This is a genomic window from Bdellovibrio bacteriovorus, from assembly GCF_001592755.1.
Taxonomy (GTDB): Bacteria; Bdellovibrionota; Bdellovibrionia; order Bdellovibrionales; family Bdellovibrionaceae; genus Bdellovibrio; species Bdellovibrio bacteriovorus_E.
Genome location: NZ_LUKF01000016.1, coordinates 485302 through 504377 on the forward strand (window position 1 = coordinate 485302; position 19076 = coordinate 504377).

The 19076-nt window shown below is 46.0% G+C and carries 21 protein-coding genes; 10 read left to right on the forward strand and 11 right to left on the reverse strand.

From position 1 onward, the window contains the following. The first annotated feature begins 121 nt into the window (after window positions 1–121). Window positions 122–586: a CBS domain-containing protein gene (locus tag AZI85_RS11970; protein WP_063244254.1), complete on the forward strand. Its 465-nt coding sequence runs from the start codon at window positions 122–124 to the stop codon at window positions 584–586. Window positions 587–605: 19 nt separating this feature from the next. Next, window positions 606–836, forward strand: coding sequence for a hypothetical protein (locus AZI85_RS11975; protein WP_063244255.1), 231 nt, complete (start codon window positions 606–608; stop codon window positions 834–836). Here the strand turns inward: AZI85_RS11975 and AZI85_RS11980 are convergent. Continuing rightward, the gene (locus AZI85_RS11980) at window positions 833–1105 is read right to left on the reverse strand and encodes a GNAT family N-acetyltransferase (RefSeq protein WP_063244256.1); all 273 of its coding nucleotides are present in this window, start codon (window positions 1103–1105) and stop codon (window positions 833–835) included. The genes AZI85_RS11975 and AZI85_RS11980 overlap by 4 nt on opposite strands. A gap of 121 nt (window positions 1106–1226) precedes the next feature. Here AZI85_RS11980 and AZI85_RS11985 point away from each other — a divergent pair, with 121 nt between their 5' ends. Beyond that, window positions 1227–2012 carry an EcsC family protein gene (locus tag AZI85_RS11985; protein ID WP_063244257.1) on the forward strand — a complete coding sequence of 262 codons (786 nt, stop codon included), beginning with the start codon at window positions 1227–1229 and terminating at the stop codon, window positions 2010–2012. Here AZI85_RS11985 and AZI85_RS11990 read toward each other — a convergent pair. Together AZI85_RS11990 and AZI85_RS11995 are read right to left on the reverse strand one after the other, a co-directional pair. After that, the gene (locus AZI85_RS11990) at window positions 2005–3285 is read right to left on the reverse strand and encodes a sensor histidine kinase (protein WP_063244258.1); all 1281 of its coding nucleotides are present in this window, start codon (window positions 3283–3285) and stop codon (window positions 2005–2007) included. The genes AZI85_RS11985 and AZI85_RS11990 overlap by 8 nt on opposite strands. Next, window positions 3282–3977 (reverse strand): response regulator transcription factor, encoded by a 696-nt coding sequence (locus tag AZI85_RS11995; RefSeq protein WP_063244259.1) that lies wholly within the window; start codon window positions 3975–3977, stop codon window positions 3282–3284. Before AZI85_RS11995 ends, AZI85_RS11990 begins: the two co-directional genes overlap by 4 nt. Before the next feature lie 160 nt (window positions 3978–4137). Between AZI85_RS11995 and AZI85_RS12000 the strand changes: the two genes are divergently transcribed. Next, window positions 4138–4575, forward strand: coding sequence for a Spy/CpxP family protein refolding chaperone (locus AZI85_RS12000; RefSeq protein WP_063244260.1), 438 nt, complete (start codon window positions 4138–4140; stop codon window positions 4573–4575). Window positions 4576–4630: 55 nt separating this feature from the next. On the opposite strand, the gene AZI85_RS12005 is transcribed toward AZI85_RS12000, so the two are convergent. Both AZI85_RS12005 and AZI85_RS12010 read right to left on the reverse strand, forming a co-directional pair. After that, window positions 4631–6052, reverse strand: coding sequence for a UDP-N-acetylmuramoyl-tripeptide--D-alanyl-D-alanine ligase (locus AZI85_RS12005; protein WP_063244261.1), 1422 nt, complete (start codon window positions 6050–6052; stop codon window positions 4631–4633). A 5-nt stretch (window positions 6053–6057) separates the two neighbouring features. Continuing rightward, a complete protein-coding gene (locus AZI85_RS12010; protein WP_063244262.1) occupies window positions 6058–7548 on the reverse strand; it encodes a UDP-N-acetylmuramoyl-L-alanyl-D-glutamate--2,6-diaminopimelate ligase in 1491 nt (496 codons plus the stop codon). Window positions 7549–7582: 34 nt separating this feature from the next. Here AZI85_RS12010 and AZI85_RS12015 point away from each other — a divergent pair, with 34 nt between their 5' ends. Beyond that, entirely contained in the window at window positions 7583–8269 is a 687-nt protein-coding gene (locus AZI85_RS12015) for an alpha/beta hydrolase (RefSeq protein ID WP_063244263.1), read from the forward strand. On the opposite strand, the gene AZI85_RS12020 is transcribed toward AZI85_RS12015, so the two are convergent. The 6 genes from AZI85_RS12020 to rsmH all read right to left on the reverse strand — a co-directional run bounded on the left by AZI85_RS12020 (window position 8246) and on the right by rsmH (window position 14980). After that, a complete protein-coding gene (locus AZI85_RS12020) occupies window positions 8246–9115 on the reverse strand; it encodes an NAD-dependent epimerase/dehydratase family protein (RefSeq protein ID WP_063244264.1) in 870 nt (289 codons plus the stop codon). The genes AZI85_RS12015 and AZI85_RS12020 overlap by 24 nt on opposite strands. Further along, window positions 9112–9906, reverse strand: a complete 795-nt coding sequence (locus AZI85_RS12025; protein ID WP_155724008.1) for a hypothetical protein — start codon at window positions 9904–9906, stop codon at window positions 9112–9114. Before AZI85_RS12025 ends, AZI85_RS12020 begins: the two co-directional genes overlap by 4 nt. Window positions 9907–9946: 40 nt before the next feature. Beyond that, window positions 9947–11509: a RecQ family ATP-dependent DNA helicase gene (locus tag AZI85_RS12030; protein WP_063244266.1), complete on the reverse strand. Its 1563-nt coding sequence runs from the start codon at window positions 11507–11509 to the stop codon at window positions 9947–9949. A gap of 188 nt (window positions 11510–11697) precedes the next feature. Next, window positions 11698–13677, reverse strand: a complete 1980-nt coding sequence (locus AZI85_RS12035; protein WP_063244267.1) for a penicillin-binding transpeptidase domain-containing protein — start codon at window positions 13675–13677, stop codon at window positions 11698–11700. Beyond that, window positions 13678–14013 carry a hypothetical protein gene (locus tag AZI85_RS12040; RefSeq protein ID WP_063244268.1) on the reverse strand — a complete coding sequence of 112 codons (336 nt, stop codon included), beginning with the start codon at window positions 14011–14013 and terminating at the stop codon, window positions 13678–13680. After that, window positions 13994–14980 (reverse strand): 16S rRNA (cytosine(1402)-N(4))-methyltransferase RsmH, encoded by a 987-nt coding sequence (rsmH, locus tag AZI85_RS12045; protein ID WP_063244269.1) that lies wholly within the window; start codon window positions 14978–14980, stop codon window positions 13994–13996. The genes AZI85_RS12040 and rsmH overlap by 20 nt, the downstream gene beginning before the upstream one ends. 168 nt (window positions 14981–15148) lie before the next feature. On the opposite strand from rsmH, the gene AZI85_RS12050 reads away from it, so the two are divergent. From AZI85_RS12050 to AZI85_RS12070, 5 genes are read left to right on the forward strand one after another with little or no spacing between them, the layout of a single operon-like run. Next, window positions 15149–16111, forward strand: a complete 963-nt coding sequence (locus AZI85_RS12050) for a hypothetical protein (protein ID WP_253720968.1) — start codon at window positions 15149–15151, stop codon at window positions 16109–16111. Between the two features lie 16 nt (window positions 16112–16127). Next, window positions 16128–16916, forward strand: a complete 789-nt coding sequence (locus tag AZI85_RS12055) for a uracil phosphoribosyltransferase (protein WP_063244271.1) — start codon at window positions 16128–16130, stop codon at window positions 16914–16916. A 16-nt stretch (window positions 16917–16932) separates the two neighbouring features. Continuing rightward, on the forward strand, window positions 16933–17463 hold the full coding sequence (hpt, locus tag AZI85_RS12060; RefSeq protein WP_063205048.1) for a hypoxanthine phosphoribosyltransferase: 531 nt from the start codon (window positions 16933–16935) through the stop codon (window positions 17461–17463). Window positions 17464–17496: 33 nt separating this feature from the next. Further along, window positions 17497–18216 carry a paraquat-inducible protein A gene (locus AZI85_RS12065; RefSeq protein WP_253720969.1) on the forward strand — a complete coding sequence of 240 codons (720 nt, stop codon included), beginning with the start codon at window positions 17497–17499 and terminating at the stop codon, window positions 18214–18216. Then, window positions 18209–19066 (forward strand): MlaD family protein, encoded by an 858-nt coding sequence (locus AZI85_RS12070; RefSeq protein ID WP_063244272.1) that lies wholly within the window; start codon window positions 18209–18211, stop codon window positions 19064–19066. Before AZI85_RS12065 ends, AZI85_RS12070 begins: the two co-directional genes overlap by 8 nt. Window positions 19067–19076: the final 10 nt, after the last annotated feature.

The window sequence follows — 19076 nt, forward strand, 5'->3', positions numbered from 1 at the left end:
AAGAAAAACTTTATAACTAATTGATATTACTAATGTTTTATAAACCTTATGAGATATGACAGTCGTCATGTCACAGACCTTTAGAAATGATAAAATTGAAACGTGATGAAGGAGGTCCGTTGTGAAACTCGTATTAAAAAATCACATAAGTCGTAAGCTTATCACTGTGCCGACAACAGCCACAGCTGCAGAGGCACAACGCCTGATGGCCAACTACTGGATTCGTCACCTGCCCGTGATGGACGAAGAAGACGATTACATCATCGGGATGCTTTCCGACCGCGATTTAATGCGCGCTTCTTCGCTAGAGGTGACGGTCGACAAAATCATGACCTCACCCATTAAAACTTTCGATATCGACACCCCGATCGATGATGTCGTGGAAGCGATGATTGAAGAAAAAGTCTCTGCCTTTCTTATTACTAAAGAGGAAGAAGTGGTGGGTATCGTGACGACAGAAGACATGCTTTTGGTTCTTCATCAGGTTTTGAAAAAAGAAGATACGACCACATGGAATTTGAGCGAGATCTTAGTAAATCCGGCCCTGCAACGAGCCGCCTACTTGGTAGGCCAAGCGGGTATCTAACTTTGAAAAGGGGGATTGTATGAATAAAGAAAAAACTACGAAACCCAGATTCGCCAGTCATAAAATGAATTATGGAAAAATGAATGAGCGTGATGCCCGCGCTTCCGGTTATACCGATAAGCAAGGCCGAGCCGTAGACATGGCGAAACCAGATGTCGAAGGCTCTCCAACGGGTGCCTATACTGACATCGGTGCGGGACGCTCCTCTGTGGTTCATCCCTCACCTAAAAAATCCGAAGATCGTCATTAGTGCTTTAAGATGGATTTTTCTTCGGGATGTTTTTCGAACCATTTTTTGACATAGGGGCATGTTGCGATCACTTGGGCGTTTTCTTGCTTCGCTGTTTTTAGGGCTTCGCGCACCAATTGATCCGCAACATTTTTCCCGCGAGCTTCCGGAGGAACTTCGGTGGCATATAGATCATAAACATCTCCTTTACGACGATAAAGAAGATGCGCTTCCCCACCCTCTACCATAGTAAGAAATTTGTGACCCTGAACATCGTGCTTAAATTCCATGTTCAACCTCATTGTTAAAAGTTGTGACTTTTATTTTTATCTCTAAAAAACAAATCAGCAACACCAGACTTCGTGTAAAATGGCGTTACGTGTTCTTGCAAATTCACAGAAGGAGATTTCGATGCAAATGGATTCCATAGATCTGCAATCACTTCGATTGGCTAAGGAACTCTTAGAAAAGCCGGGACTCACCGCGCGTATCGCCGCGAAGATCGGGGCCCCTGTGGAAAAAGGCCTTTCCCTGTTACCAGATAAAGTTCAGAAGACCGTGCATAAAGCGGCAGAAAAATCCATTCACGTCGCCTACGATCTTGCGATGCGCACCGTGCCCCCTTCGAACGACAAAACTTCACACAACCTAGGACATAAGCTGGCCGTCGCCGGGACAGGAGGCGCGGGAGGCTTTTTTGGCCCGGCCTCCCTTCTTATCGAACTGCCTATTTCGACAACCTTGATGATGAGATCCATCATCGACATCGCCCAAAGCGAAGGCGAAGACATTTCAGACGTGGATACGAAACTGGCTTGCCTTGAAGTTTTTGCGTTTGGTGGACTGAGCACTGCCGACGATGCAGCGGGTTCGGGTTACATCATGACCCGTGCGGCTTTATCCAAAGCCTTCACCGATGCGGCAAAAGCTTTTCTTGGAAAAAGCCTGGCAGAAGAAAGTGCGCCGATCATGGTAAGACTTCTTTCCAGTGTGGCATCACGCTTTCAATTAGTCGTCGCAGAGAAAGCGGCCGCACAACTCATGCCTTTAGTGGGAGCCTTAGGTGGAGCCGCCGTCAATGTGATCTTTATGGATCATTTCCAAGACATGGCTCGAGGTCACTTCGTCGTTCGCCGTCTAGAAAGAAAATACGGTATCAACGAAGTGCAGACGATGTATCGCGAATTAACTATTTAGGAAGACGGATCGTAAACTCGCTTCCCACATTCATTTTGCTGGTGACTGTGATCGTTCCCTCATGAGCTTCGATCACGGCACGAGCGATGGCTAAGCCCAATCCAAATCCCGACTTCCCCGGTGACCTAGCGGTATCAGCACGATAAAAAGGCTCAAAGATATGAGTCAGATCTTTTTCGGAAATTCCAATCCCTTGATCTTTCAATTTCAAAACCCAGTGATCACAGTCTTTCTGCAAGGAAATAGTAAGTTCGTTAGGTTCAGAAGGCTTCGCGTACTTCATCGAATTCTCAATGAGATTGCGCAAAACACGCTCCATTTGCATCGCATCCATATGTAAGGAGGCCTCTTCCGGCAGATTCAGATGCACCTTCATCGACTCTTCGTAATCAGAGGCGACATTTGAAATGAGCTCGCTTAAATTCACATTGGACTTTTTAAGCGACTTCGCCCCTTCTTTCAGACGATAAGATTCCAAAATCTGATGAATCAATTCTTCCATCTTCGAAAGATCATCTTTTATGGAGGCCTTCATTTTTTCATCTGCTAAAAGATCCACAGCCACCCCGACGCGAGTCAAAGGACTGCGCAATTCGTGACTGACGTCTCGAAGAAGCTGCTCTTTAGCGACGATCATCTTTTCAAGGCCGTCGGCCATGTTGTTGAAAGAATCCGCGATAAGACCGAATTCGCCGCGATGATTTGTTTTAATACGGTACTTCAAATTCCCTTCCGAGATTTTGTTCACCCCTTCGACGACCACCTTGATGGGAGACATCATCCAACGAATAGTCAAAAAGCTGATCGCCATAATAAAGAAAATAAAAGAGGCCACCCAAAGAAAAGGAAACAACCACGCTCGAGGGATTTCATCATACGAAATAAACCAGACAGTGCGCGGTGTAACGCCTTTAACTTCTGCAAAGTAGAAACCGTTGGTTTTTCCTAAGGAAAGCTTATTTGAAAAATCCTTATCCATCTTTTCGGTGGTCGCAAAACTGGGAAGTCCCTGACTGTCAGCCAGCTGTTCGAAGCCTTCACGACGGACATGCAATTGCAGGTCTTTATAGATACGACGAATGTCGTCTTCATTCTGAATTTTGGCACCTAAACTTTGAAAGTAGTTGACGGCGTTGTTTTCAATCACCGGCGACAAAGATTTCTCAGGGCTTAAGGAATGTCCTAACAGAGCCAAGCCCCCGACAATCAGAAGTGATGTCAGAAGAAATGCCAGAAACACTTTGATAAGAAGTTTCATTCCACGGGGTTTCACAGTGTTTCCTCCACAGGAGCAATAAAGCAATATCCTTCTCCCCATACAGTGCGCAGGAAGACAGGAGTTTTGGCAGGGTCTTTTAGTTTTTGTCTTAGACGGCTGATCGCCACATCAATGCTGCGATTATAGGCTTCCCAATCTACGCCGCGAAGTTCGTCCATAATACGATCACGGGAAAGACTTTGGCCGGCGTAAGACATCAGAAGTTTCAATAATTCATACTCGTGCGTACTTAGATTCAAATTCTGCTCTTCTAAGAAAGCCGTGCGAAGCTGGGTGTCTAAAACGAGAGCTCCGGAACGAAGTTTAGTTCCACCGACAGAAGTCTTTTTATATCGGCGAATCAGACTTTTCATACGAGCCACAAGTTCGCGGGCTTCAAAAGGTTTGGGCAGATAATCATCCACTCCCAATTCCAGACCTAAAACTTTGTCGGAAGTTTCGCCGCGAGCTGTGAGCATCAGTATCGGCAGATCGCTGAAGCCTCGAATTTTTTTGCACACTTCAAAGCCATCCATTTCGGGTAGCATCACATCTAAAATAATCGCATCAAACTTTTCACGCTTTAAAGCGGACAAAGCTTCTGAAGGAAAAGTGAATTGCACGGTCTCCAGTTCAAATTGACTGAAATACTGCTTTAACAATTCTCCTAATTTTTGATCGTCGTCGATCAGGGCAATGCGATTCATAAAAGTATCTTAATCCATTTACAGATTTCGCGAAAGCCCCAAACCCTTGAATAATCAAGCAGTTACAATTTGTTACAAATATTAACAATCCGGCAACCACTTCGCCCTCAGAACCACCTAAACTCATATTCAAGAAACCCACTCATCCGAAGGAGTTGATATGAAAATCGTAGATAAAAGAAAATGGCCCCGTGTTCTGGGCGTTGTCTTAGCGGTCGCTGGCGTCGGTCTGATGACGGGTTGCCATCGCAGTCCTGAAGAAAGAATCAATGCCGTGAGCGAAAAAATCGCGGATAAGTTTGATTTCAATGAGCAACAAAAAGCCTTGCTAAATGATATCGCCGCAGACGTGAAAAAAGATTTCGCCGAAGAAAAAGCCGTTCGTCAGTCTTTATATGGTGATTTCAAAACCATGTTGCTTTCTGAAGAACTTGATAAAGCCAAAATCAAAGAAGTGATCAAACAACGTCAGGCGCGCATGGATGCAAGAACGGATAAATACATTGATAAGGTGTCTGCTCTTCATAAAAGCTTAACGCCTGAACAGAAAAAGGAACTGGTCGAAAAAATCGAAAAGTTCCATAAAAAGTGGGAGTAAATTATGTATTTCGCGCTTTTTACCAGAGCGCTGAACCTGCCAAAGGTTCAGCGTGTTACTGCTTCTCCGCGAAATCTAAAGGTTCACAAGGGAACACAAAGCGTTCCAGCTTTGTCCCGCGTGACGCCTTCACTACCGCGATATCTCCAGATTTTAAAAACTGACCCAGATCCTGGCCTGAAGATTCCTTAAAATCTTTCTCGATCAGGGATGGATTTTTATAGCCGGCTTTTTGCAGGCCTTTCCCGAAGGCCTCATAGTCGTCACCGATAAAATAAACCTTATCGAATCCTGCTTGTCCCACCCAGGTGCCCAGTTCTTCATGCAAGGAGGCTGAGGCACTTCCTAGTTCACGCATCTGACCAAACACACCGACTTTTCGACCCGAAACCGTTAACAGCTTCATATTGTCGATCAAAGCTTTCATGCTGTCGGGATTTGCATTGTAAGCATCAAAAATCATTTGCGCGCCCGATTTTAAATTCACGAGCTGATTGCGGCCCCAATTTGTTTTGCAGTGAGGAAGACCTGACCATACTTGTGCCGGAGTCATTCCTGCAGCTAGCCCCAAAGCCGCCGCAGCCATCAGATTCGTCAGATTTTGAGATCCAAAGACTTGGACTCTGGCAGAGCCGGACTGACCACTGATGCTTCCTTTGATCGATAGTTCTCCCATGCTCATAGAGGCAATTGTCAAATGCACATCGGCACGAGGGTCTTCGGATGAAAACGTCAGAAGTTTTTCGTGCGGGTATTTTTCTGTCGCTCTCACGTACATTTTGTGAGTTTGTGCGTTATCTAAATTGTAAATGCGAAGAGTGTTAGAACCAGACGCAATATAGATTTCTTCTTTGGCTTCAGCGACTTTTTCAATCGTCCCGAAGAATTCCATGTGCGCACGTCCCACCATCGTGCAGACAACCACATCAGGTTCTGCGATGTGCACTAGCTCTGTGATTTCTCCGGCGTGATTCATACCCATTTCTACAACGGCGACTTCGGCGTCCGCAGGAATTTGCAACAAGGTGAAGGGAACGCCCCAATGATTGTTGAAAGAACCTTTGTTGTAGTGAACTTTTTTAACCGAGCCGATCAAAGCGGCCGTAAATTCTTTCGTTGTCGTCTTACCGTTAGAGCCCGTGATTCCCAAAACTATGGCTTTAGACTGACGGCGCGCCCAAGTCCCCAACTGTTGAAGAGCCTTCAATGTGTCAGGTACTTTCAAAATCGTCACTTGGCCTTTTAATCTTTGTACAAGATCGCTGTCTTCATGAACTAGAAGTCCTGAAGCTCCTTGCTGAACCGCTTTATCTAAAAACTGATGTGCATCGAAAGCTTCGCCTTTGAGGGCGATGAAAAGCTGACCTTTGAGGTCCGCTCGTGTGTCCGTTCCGATGCCTTGAAATTTTTCTTCTTTCAATCCCAGAGCTTCAGCACCTGTGACTTTTACAATGGTTTGCACATCCATGGCTCTCATTGCTTTTATCTCCCTTGTAAGGCTTCTTCGGCCACTTTCACGTCACTGAACGGGAATTTTTCTTTGCCGATGATTTGGTAGTCTTCATGGCCCTTGCCCGCGATCAAAACGACATCGCCTGGCTGCGCCTTTTTAATAGTTTGATGAATGGCTTCTTTACGATCGATGTAAACTGTCGCCTTTGATTTATCAGCGCCTGCCACACCTACCAAAATATCATTGATAATGCGTTGAGGATCTTCCGTACGTGGATTGTCCGACGTGATCACGACATGATCAGAAAAACGCAGCGCCATCTGCGCCATCAAAGGACGTTTTCCTTTGTCGCGGTCGCCACCGCAGCCAAACACGGTCCAAATTTTCGCTGAAGAATTTAAGTTCTCACGCACTTTTGTTAAAGCGGTTAAAACGTTTTCTAAAGCATCTGGAGAATGAGCATAGTCGACAAAAACCGCGAGGTCTTGTTTATTAGGCACTGATTGTAGGCGCCCCGGAACACCGGTGAAACTATCTAAGGCGCTGATGCAAATTTCTAGAGGAATCCCCGCCGATAAACCCGCACCTAAAGCTGCTAGGGCATTCATCACATTGTGGGTGCCAGACATCGGAAGACGGATCTCACCTTCACCCATAGGGGTTTGCACTTTAAAATGCGTCAGTGCAAAATCCATTTTCAAAATTTCATAACGAATATCTGAATCCTTGGAACCATACGTCCACAGCACCGCTGGATCCGCCACTTTAAGACGACGGCCATATTTATCTGCGGTATTCACAATCGCATAACATGGGGACTTCTCTGTCTTCCAAAGAAGATCCGTGAAAAGTCTTTGTTTCGCTTCAAAATACTGATCCATGGTTTCGTGATAATCCAAATGATCCCGCGTGAGATTCGTGAAGATCACGGTATTAAATGGCACACTGTCGACGCGCTTTTGATCAAGGGCGTGCGAAGAAACTTCCATCGCTACGGCCATCGCTCCGTCGTCGCGGAACTCGCGCAGGCGCTTTTGCAAAAACACAGGATCTGGCGTCGTCATTTCTGAAGGCCATACTTTATCTAACAAATGATGATTGACGGTGCCGATCACACCGGTAGGAATTTTTCCAGCATTCAAAATCGCTTCAGTCATGTACGTGACGGACGTTTTTCCGTTCGTTCCGGTGACACCGACACAGAAAAGTTCCTGCCCTGGATCCAGATAATAGCGACTTGCTAAAAGATCCAAAGTTTCACGCGAATTTTCTGTTTGCCATACAAAACCGGCATAACCTGCGGGAACTTTCGCCTTGTCTTCAACGACCAAAGCGGCGGCCCCTTTTGCCACAGCATCGCCTAAGAAACTATGTCCATCCAGTTTGCTGCCACGAATCGCAACGAAAACAGAGCCAGGAACAACCAAGCGCGCGTCATTAAAGACACCGCTGACTTCCGCCTCAGACAAAGTGTAATTCGAAGTTCCTGGAATGATGGAAAAGAGATTATTCAGTTTCATAGACTCGGTTTCAAGAATAGCGTATGACTAAGTTATGAGACAACTCGGAAAGATACATTGCCAAGAAATAAATAAAGACGATAACGCGCCCTGGGTGATCTTCTTCCACGGTTTTGGCGCTGATTGTAATGACCTTTTTTCTTTGGGAGAAATGATCTCCACTAAGAAAACTTACAACTGGCTTTTCCCGAATGGGATTTTAGAAGTTCCTATTGGTCCCGCATGGATGGGACGCGCTTGGTGGACAATCAACATGATGGAAATCCAAGAAGCGCAAGCCCGCGGTGAACATCGCGATTTCAGCAATGACACTCCGAAGGGTCTTTCCAAAGCTTACGACGCGGCCATGGAAATGATTCGTCAGCTCAAAGTGCCTTGGAACAAAATTGTGCTGGGTGGCTTTAGCCAAGGTGCGATGCTGGCAACAGAGATTTATCTGCGTGCGCCCGAAACACCTGCGGGACTTGTCATTATGTCAGGCACCTTGCTTCATCAAGAAGAATGGAAAAAGCTTATCCCCGCACGCGAAGGACAGCGCTTCTTCCAAAGCCATGGCGAGATGGATCAAGTTCTTGGCCACAAACAGGCGCAGAAACTAAATACTCTTTTAAATCAAAATGGCATGAAGGGATCTATGCTGAGCTTCCGTGGAGGTCACGAAATCCCAGCCCCCGTGATTATTAAAATCAGCGAGTACTTAAACTCGATTCAAACTGATTAGTAAAGAATGCAACCATTCGCGAGCGGGCTTTGATTGAAAGCCCGCGCTCTTCGCTTTCTCTACATTTAAAAACCAATCTTCCGAAATTCCATAAGGCGACCAATTTTCAGGCGAAGGTTCTTGCAAAAGCTGGGCTTTCCGTCCCGTGATGGATTCAATGTCGCTCACAAGCTCTTTCAACGGAATGGCGTCTTCAGAGGCAAAATTAAAGGGTCCTTCATGCTTCGTATGCACGAGCCATAAAAGAGCCCGGGCCGCATCTTCTGAAGTAATAAAAGAAAACTTGGCATTTAAATTCGGGAAGTACAAAGGCTCGCCCTTTTTTATTTTCTGAATATGGCCCAACAATCTTCCCGTATAGTCATCCTCGCCGACAACCACCGGAAAGCGCGCAAAAGAGCATTTAAAAGGAGCTTTCGTGGCGAAGTAATGTTCTGCGGCTCTTTTGCCTTCGCCGTACTCTTCCGCAGGATTTGTGGGCTTTTTGGGCTGATACATATAAGCGTTGTAATTTTCTTCCAGAAGATTGCCGCCTAAGTCATACACCGACATCGTTGAAGTCATAATGTAGTAAGAGGTTTTTTCCGCGAAGACCTCACAACTGGCCGCTGCATCTTCCGGAGTCATACAGACCTGATCAACGACGACGTCAAAATTCAAAGATCCTACGGCCTGCGCCAGGGACTCTTTGTTTTTTCGATCCCCTTTTAAACGATGAACACGGGCCCCGAAATCATCTTCTTGCTTTCCTCGAGATAGCACCCAGATTTCGTGACCTTCGCGAATCAGGGAGTGCACAAATCTTTTCCCAAAATAGCGAGTCCCACCCAATACAAGAATCTTCATACTGAAACGTCCTTCTGAAGTGTCTGAATTTTTGATCTTAGTTCTGCGGCCGCCACCTGCATGGATTTCAAATCCGGCACTTGCAGCAGCTTCTCTATGTACTGCGATTCAGTCGGTGGCAAATCGCGATACAGATATCTCAATCCAAAATCATGCTTCTGCGGGGTCCTGTGTCTACGGACCAACTGCACCCACATCATCACCAGTCTCTGATAGAACGTGTAGCTGTCAATGTACTTTCCTCGTAAAGATTCTTTCAGGAAAGTTCTGTACAGGATTTCAAAACGCGCAATCCATTGAGACCATTCGATTTTTTTCGAACTTTCATAGCGAGGCTGTTGCGACGCCTGTTTTAGGATATCTTTTTTATCAAAAAGAACTTGCGGCGAACCATGACGTTCGACATTGAAATGCTCGGCATAATCTTCTGAAGACAACGATTGAAAAACACCGATATCCAGATAATACGTTTCGGAAGTTTGATCTAAAACATAGAATTTTTGGGCGAAGTTTTTCCAGGGAGAATCTTCCACCTTCCAAATATGGGTGATGGTCGCAATCCCTTTAAGAGTGTCCTCAACTGTTTGGAAGATTTCGTCTGGATTCGTGCTGATGATAACAATATCCGTATCAGAAAGATCATCTTCAAAGCCTGTCGCGGTAGATCCGCCCAGCCAAGCTCCTTCCGCAGATGAGGACTGCTGAAGATTTTGAACTAAAGAATGAACGATTTTATTTTTATCAAATCCCGTCGCCATACAGAAAGTATGGCGGGCCTGAGGACGAATCACTAGAAGGATTTTTAAGTACTACGATATAAGACGCCAAGTTTTAGCGGGTTAGCTCTGCTAAAACATCCCAACCGAACTTTTCGATTTTAGCGTCACCGATACCGTAAACAGATTTCATTTCTTCCAAGTTTTGCGGATTCTTAACCGCTAAGTGCTTTAAAGTCTGATCACTGAACACCACAAACGCCGGCGCATCGAGTTCTTTCGCCTTGGCTTTACGCCATTGACGAAGGATCTCGTAACGCTTCTCTTGAACTTCATCCAAAACAAAGTCCATGTCGGAAGCTTTGGGTTTCTTGGTCTTTTTCAATGAGGTTTTAATTTTTTCTAAAGTTTGATCCAGCACCAACGATGGCGTCAGCGGTTTCAAAATACGACGAGAAGATTTTGGATCACAGTTATCACAGTGTCCGCAACGCTCAATACGTTGAGAATCTTTGTAGTAAGTTAGAATTTCCGCATGACGACACTCGCCGCCTTCGGAATAGTTCACCAAGGCTTCTAAGTTTCTCCAACGAGCACTTTTGATTTCTTCGGGCGCTTCTGAGCTGTGAATGAAGTAAGACTGCAAGCCTTTGTCTTTTTTTGAATACAAGGCCACGCACGTCGACTCGGCCCCATCGCGGCCACCACGCCCCATCTCTTGATAAAGCGCATCGATGTTGGCTGGGATTTGATAGTGAACGACCAAACGCACGTCGGGCTGGTCAATCCCCATTCCAAAAGCGTTCGTCGCAACAAGAATCCTAAGATCTCCGTTGGCATACGCTTCTTGTGTTTGTGCGCGAACTTCGGCCGTTAAGCCCGCATGATAAAAACCAACTTGTTTGAATTTTTTTTGTAAAAGGGCCGCTGTGGTCTCTGTCACTTTGCGAGTGCCACAGTAAACGATGATTCGACCTTGCGGCGTGGACTTGATACTTTGAAGCAGCAATTCCAACTTCGCCTCTTCGTTTTCACAAAGCTCCACCTGATAATAAAGGTTCGAGCGATAAAATCCGTGAACCATGCGTTCCGGATTTTTCAAATTCAAATGCTTTGAAATATCATCCAGAACCGTCGGCGTTGCCGAGGCCGTGAGCGCAAGAATCGGCACATGCGGGCAGATTTTCTTAAGGACACTTAATTGCGCATACTCTTCACGGAAATCATGCCCCCACTGTGATACACAGTGAGCTTCGTCCACCGCAAAAAGAGCGATCTGACGATGTTGAATCCATTTTTGAAAGCCTTCTTTCTGAGCCCTTTCCGGCGAAAGGTACAAAACAAAGGCGCCGCCTTTATTCAACTCAGCAAAAACATCGCGTTTTTCATCGTCCGATTGACCTGAGTGCAAACAGCCCGCAGGAATGCCCAGTCTTTGTAAAGACATCACTTGGTCTTTCATCAAAGCTATCAAAGGTGAAATAACAATCACCAGCTTTTGAAAGTGGACAGCCGGATATTGATAACACAAAGACTTACCGCCTCCCGTAGGCAGAACGGCTAAGACGTCTTTTTTTGCAAGAACCGCATCAATGATCTCTTTTTGCCCGCGACGAAATTGCGGAAGATTGAAGTATTTTTTTAGTAGATCAGATTGCGATGCCTGCTGGATTTCCATACCCGTGTACTTTCTGTGAAAGAGTTCTGCGAAGCAACAACAATCTGGCCTTCGCTTTGAAACTCTTCGAGCAAAGAATGAACTGGGATTAGGTTTTATCTGAGGAAGAAAAGACTGACACAAGTGGCCGATGTTTGAAGAAAACTCGGACAAAAAAAGGGAAGATCTTCACAATCTTCCCTTTACTTTTATTTCATTATAACCGTGATCTCTTTTGTTTCCGGAACCATCGATCCCGCATCGGGAATGGTATCGGCGACGACTCCCTGACCGACGAATTTCACTTTCAAGTCTTGACCGTTGATACGGCGAAGAACTTCACGTGTGGTCATGTTCTTTAAGTTCGGAACAGTTTCCCCTGTCGCCACTTCCGTGACTTTATCTAACTCTGTCGCGGTTAACACTTCTTTCGGTGGGATTTTCACAACTGGTTTAGGTTCAGCGGCAATACGACGCACCTTTTTATCAACAGTCGAAACCTCAGCCATCGGAAGTGGAGCAATACCTTCTTTGCGAACCGCATAAGAAGCCAATCGCGAGAATAACGGAGCCGCCACTGTCGCGCCATAATAAGCTTTGCGAGGAGAATCCACGGCGACGTAAATCACAAACTTGGGGTCATTTGCCGGAATGAATCCGCCGAAGCTAGAAATGTAAGCGCCTTTTAAGTAACCACGTCCGTTCGGATTGACTTTCTGAGCCGTCCCGGTTTTTCCGCCGACCATGAAACCATCGACACGAGCGTTGCCACCCGTTCCCCCTGTCGTCGTCACCCCAACAAGCATCGCCCGCATTTGCGCCGCTTGCTCTGCCGTCAAGACACGTCGAATGGGCTTCACTTCAGTCTCTTTAAGCTCTCCTGTTTCAGCATCACGAATGCTGTGAACGATGTACGGAGTGTTCAACACACCACCATTTGCAATGGCAGCAAAGGCATTGGCCACTTGCAAAGGAGTCGCAGAGATACCATGACCAAAAGAAATATTACTGAGCAAGTGCTGTCTCCACGGAAGAGCCTGCACCATGCCGCGCGCTTCGCCCGGAAGATCCACACCCAGTCTTTGCCCAAAGCCGAAATCTAAAAGACCTTGGCGAAGTTTGTCTGACCCCATTTTAAACGCGATCTTAGTTGTTCCGACGTTTGAAGAGACCGCAAGAATTTCACTCACTGTCAGATCTTCAAACTTTTCTTTTGTTTCAGCTTCGCGGATGATGCGATCACCGACTTTGAAGCTTCCTTTTTCACAATAAAATTTTGTATTTGGCTGAATCAATCCGTCACGCAAAGCGGCCGCGATCACGAAAGTCTTCATCGTCGAACCCGGTTCAAACGCGTCCGTCACGATTTTGTTACGACGATGCTCACCAGGAGCCTTCATTGCTTTGTTAACATCAAAGGTCGGCGCAGAGGCCAACGCTAAAACCGCCGACGTTTTTGCTTCTAAGATCACACCCACCGCGTGATCGGCTTCGAATGTAGAAACCGCATTCGCAAGTTCACTTTCAAGTCGGTACTGAAGTTCTGAATCCACCGTCAGACGAAGTTCACTGCCTTCAGGGTTTTCAATGAACATCAAACCGTCATTGATCAAAGGACGTCCGCGGGCATCGCGCTTCACGGATACTTTCTTTTGGTTGCCCGCAAGAAGTTGATTGTAACCAAGCTCTAAACCTTCAAGCCCCTGACCTTCAATCCCCAAGAAACCCAAAGTCTGAGCCAATAAAGTTTCGTTCGGGTACACACGGCGCCACTCTTCGACAAACGAAAGACCGCGAATATCCCATGATTTAATTTCATCTGCGGTCGCTTGATCCAACATGCGCTGAATCCAAACGAAACGACGACTGCCATCTTTAATCTTCGAATACACAGATTCATAAGATTGATTTAAAGCCTTCGCTAATTTCTTTGCTGCGACTTTGCGGTTTTCGATAATTTTTGGATCGGCATAAAGAGAATAAGCCGCCGCCGACATGGCCAAGTCACGACCATTGCTATCAACGATGGCCCCTCGGCGCGCCTGCAAAGTGACCTTGGTTTGAAACTGTCTATTTTGCAAAGAGTTTAATCTGTCATTAGGAAGGAATTGCAAGTAACCCGCACGCAGGATCAACGCCGACCACAGAACTAAAATACCTACAAAGATGATGACAATACGTGATTTCAATTACAGGTCCTTTTTCGCAATGTCTTTATTCACTACTTTATCGGCTTCTTTCGTCATAGCGCCGGTCAAGTGAATGATCTGATTGGCCTGAACTTTTTTAAGTGTGAACTTTTGCTGAGCCATCGTATCCAAAAGCTGCGGGCGTGTGATCTTCGCAAGTGCAATTTCTTTGGTGCGCTTTTCTTCCCACACTTTTTTATGCTCGCGAGTCAGTTTCAAAACGCTATAGCCCATGCGACGTTCTTCCATTTGCAGGAAGACGATGGAAAACAAAGTAAAGATGATAACCAGAATGCTAAAAAAAGGTTTTAGCTGCCTAAAGTTTTCCGAGCTCATCCTGAGCACTCCTCTCGAAGACTCTCAACTTCGCAGAACGCGAGCGAGAGTTTTTGTCACACTCTTCCTGAGTGGGAACGATCACTTTTTTATAAACGGATCTACCTAGATCTTCCGCCTCTTTGAAGATGTTTTTCACAATACGATCTTCTAAAGAATGGAAAGAAATGACGGCCAAACGGCCACCGGGATTTAAAGCTTTCATCATCGCAGGCAAAGCTTGTTCGACAACTTCCAGTTCCGAATTCACTGCCAGGCGCAAAGCCATAAAATATTTTGTAGCGGGATGATGACCTTTGATCTGCCAGCCATCAACGCGTTCAATGAGGCCCGCAAGCTGACTGGTTGATTGGAATGCTTTGGTTTTGCGATCGTTAACAATCGCGCGTACGACACGAGCCGGACGATACACTTCGCCGTACTCTCTGAAGATTCGAATGAGTTCATCCTCTGAAGCCGTATTCACAAGCATCTCTGCTGTCATTCCTTGTTGCTGATTCATTCGCATATCTAGGGGGCCATCGTGATAAAAACTAAAGCCTCGTTCGGCCTGGTCTAATTGCGGAGAGCTCACACCTAGATCTAAGAGCATCATATCAAAGTTATTTAGATTATGTTCTGAAAATTGAGAGAAATTTCCATGTATTATCTTTAACTGGCCCTGCTCGACTTCCGTCTGGAAGCGCGTTTTCGCGTAACCAATCGCTGCTAGATCTTGGTCCATGACCGTGGCTTTCATCTGGGGAATCACATAGCGCATGGCCGAGTAGTGACCTCCACGTCCAAAAGTTCCATCGAAGTACGTTGGACTTTCTTTTTCGCGATAAGGATAAAAGGCGGCTAACACTTCTTGCAGCAAAACGGGATAATGCTCAGGCGAGAACTCAAAAGGCAGCTCGACTTTGGGCGGGATCACTTCTTCTTTGATCTCTACTCTTTCGCCGGATTTCGGTTTGTACTTTTTCATAGCTGCGGACTCTCTGATCTGTAAGGAATTCCCGTGAGATTTCAAGGTATGAATTATTCTATTGAGCGTCAAGTCGCTTTGTCTTAACCTGATTTTATGTTAATCAACTGTCCACGGTGTGGATTCCAGCAACCGAAAGATAAATACTGCGCGCAGTGTGGCGTCGATATGGAGAACTTCAAACCTGCGACACCTCCTATGTGGAAACGGGTTTTTGGAAATCCTTTGGTTCAACTTTCACTTTTGGTGGCGGTTGCGGGTGGCGTGGGAATCAGCCTTTACCAAAAAGGTCAGCAGAATCTTGAACGCCGGGTGAGTTATCTTAAATCCACGGTTCAAATTAATCCTTCTTCAAACACTTCCGTGGCCTCTTTAGCGGAAGCCGTGGATTCAGAACCTACAGAACAGGCCTCTCAAGAGCCCGCAGATATGGCTTCCGATAATGATGCAACGGACGGTACGGTGAGTGCGTTTAAGGTCGCTCCCGCTGCTGGGGCAAACCCAACGGCTACGGCGACTCCGTCTCCCTCTGCCACTGAAAAATCGGCACGCGCGGGCGCTAAAGATGGTTCTCACTTGGTGGTGTATTACGCGGAAGTAGGACGAGGCAGTTTAAACGCCATCATGGGGGCCAGCCGTAGCACGGGGCAGTTCATGAACTTCAATGACTACGTAGCAGGTATTCTTCCAACCGTTGATTCGAATATCAATCGCCCTCAGATCACTATTCTTCACAAAGAAGATCGTGCTTTAGATGGTGCTCGCACTTTACAGTGGTCTTATTCAATTAAAGACCGCAGAGACCCTTCCGTAGAAATCGGTCTGACAACTTTTTTTGAAATCAGTGAAATCGAAGGCAACACGCTTCGCGGAAATTTGGAGATTCAAAGAACTTGGAAAGACCCCACACCTTCGGGAACTTTCGAAGTGCAACGCAAATCTTTCCCCGCGATTTTCGAAATCGGTGGCCGCACAGGATTTTTCTTAGCGGGCGTCATGCCGCCGCACTCGAATCTTGAAAACGAAGACGAACTAACAGCCATTGATGTTTTCAAAATTTTGCGTTCGCCGCGCTTCAGAGCCGGTGACAGCGAGTTTGTGATTTTCATCGAGTTCGTTAAAGGCAACTAATCACCAAAGGTCATTTATGGGATTTCATCAGGAACTGGGACACAAATACGGGTCTCAGGTGCACATCATTGACAGTCCTTTTCTGAGTGGTCTTCTAGCCCGCTTGTGCTCTCCGGACTGCTATCAACCCGAAATCAACCGCATCGTGGAAGTGCTTTACACTCACTTGATATCTATCATCATGAACAATGAATTTAAGTTGGAAAACTTCACGCAGCCCACGCGTATGACGGATGTTCATCCCGATAAAAAGCTTCAGGGCGTGCGTCTGTCGGCAGAGCAAAAGGCAGTCAGTGTGAACCTGGCACGTGCGGGTACTTACCCCAGCCATATTTGCTACAATGCTCTGCATTTTTCCTTAAAACCGCAGAACGTCCGCCAAGATCATATCTTTGCGGCGCGGGTGACGAACAACAAGGACAAGGTCACGGGAGCCGAGTTCGGCGGTATGAAAATCGGGGGTGATGTGAAAGACGCCCATGTCATTTTCCCCGACCCGATGGGTGCCACGGGCAATACAATGATTACCGCTGTGGACCACTATAAGACCCATATCGAAGGTCCCGCGAAAAAGTTTATCGCGTTAAACCTGATTGTAACCCCTGAATATTTGAAGAATGTTCTCACCGCCCACCCTGATGTCGTGATCTATGCCTTAAGGCTTGACCGAGGACTGTCTTCTGCGGCAGTTTTAGAGGCTATTCCTGGGGAATTTTGGGATCAAGAGCGCGGCCTGAACGATAAACAATACATCGTGCCTGGCGGCGGCGGCTTTGGCGAGATCATGAACAACTCTTTTGTGTAGATATGGAGAGAGCACTATGACAAACCTTTCACTGAAACCTTACATCACTGAAGAACAAATTCAGGCAAAAGTAAAAGAGTTGGGCGAGACTCTTTCTAAGAAATTTAAAAATGAAAAAGTTGTCGCAGTCTGCGTTTTGAAGGGTTCTTTCATGTTCTACTCTGACTTGATCCGCAACATCAATGCAGACATCACTTGTGAATTCTTTGGCGTGGCTTCGTACCATGGTGGAACTTCTTCTTCTGGTGAAGTGAAAGTAACATTGGACTTGGCAAGCCCGGTTGAAAACTGCCACGTGATTCTGGTTGAAGACATCATCGATACGGGTCTGACGATGAACTACTTGAAAAACGCGATCCTATCACGCAAACCAAAAAGCCTGACAACAGTATCACTTTTAGAAAAGCCGGATGCTTTAAAAGTAAAATGTGAAATCGATCATGTTGGCTTCAAGATTCCAAACGATTTCGTTGTTGGTTACGGCTTGGATTACCAAGGTTACTACCGCAACCTTCCTTACATTGCGCAAGTTCAAAACTTCCAGTAATTCATCACTAAAAGTGATTTCAAAAAGGGAGCCTTGGCTCCCTTTTTTATTTTGTTAATTCGCAAAGCCCCGTTTGCATCTCAACAACCCTTCCCCTTGAAACATGACCACTCAAAGGCTCAGGCTAAAATCATCTTCATGGTTGAAGCAGGCGCCCCGACACGGTATCTAGTTTGTGAAGTTTGTGGCTATCATATGCCAGTGCCTGTGCATGTGCGCGCGACGATTATCTGCGATCGCTGTGGCAGTCGTAATACGCGACTGAATCCTAAATCCACAAAGCTGACGGCGGCTTTTTCCTTTACGGCCTTGATTCTTTATCTTCCCGCTAACTTCTTTCCATTTATGACTTTGGAAATCTATGGAAATCGTACGACATCGACAATTTGGAGCGGGATCGTTCAGCTTTCGGATACGGGATATTGGCCCATCGCCATCATCGTTTTTTTAGCAAGTATTTTGATTCCGCTCATGAAACTGATCGTTCTGTTTTACTTGGCCGCCACCGCCAAAAACAATCAGAATCCGCGTTTTAAAACCACTCTTTATCACATCGTAGAAGCCATCGGACGGTGGTCGATGTTGGATATTTTCTTATTGGCAGTTTTAGTGGCCGTCATGAAATTAGGAAATCTTGCAGAGGTTCGTCCTGAAGCAGGTTCCATCATGTTTTTACTTGTCGTGATATTTACAATGCTCGCCTCGGCGTATTTTGATCCACAAATGTTATGGGAAAGAGAAAGTGATGACTGAAACAGCCACCGAACAAAAAGTGAAAGCCCTGAAAGCCGGATGGTATATCTGGCTTTTCCCCGCGTTTGCGATTGCCATTTCCGCTTGGCTTTTTTGGGACTATTGGCAACAAAGAGGTCCGCATATCAAAATATCTTTCGAGGACGGATCTCAAATCCAGCCAGGGAAAACACAGATTCGCTATCGTGGGGTGACTATTGGTGACGTACAAAAGGTCACTATTTCCGAAAACAAAAAAGATGTGATCGCCCACGCTGTCTTACAAAAACACGCCGAAGAATTTGCCGTTGCGGGAACGCGCTTCTGGCTGGTGACTCCGAAGGTCAGCTTGCAAGGTGTTTCCGGATTAGAAACTTTGATCGAAGGCGCCTACATTTCTGTCGATCCTGGAAAAATCGGTGGAGAACTAAAAACAGAATTTAAAGGTAAAGAAGGAGGCGAGTCCAAAGATCCACTTGAAGACACCAGCACTTATCAATTGGAAACAAGTGACTTAGGATCCGTCAGCTCTGGAGATTCTGTGACCTTCAGAGGAATGAAAATCGGCACCGTAACCAAAGAAACTTTGTCTAAAACAGGTCAAACCGTTCTTTTGCAAATCAATATTTTAAATCGTTACGTCCGAGTTGTCAGAACGAACACTGTTTTCTGGCGCTCTTCAGGTATTAGCGCGAAGTTGGGTTTATTTAAATCCGAATTAAAAATTGACGCTCTTGATACCGTTCTTCGCGGAGGCATCGAACTTGCGACCCCCTCCCCGGCGGGAGAAATTGCGAAGGCTCAGACGAAATTTCCATTACAGGCCGATCCGCCTAAAGAATTTGAAAAATGGAACACGGTTTTAGAATAAAAAAAGGGGC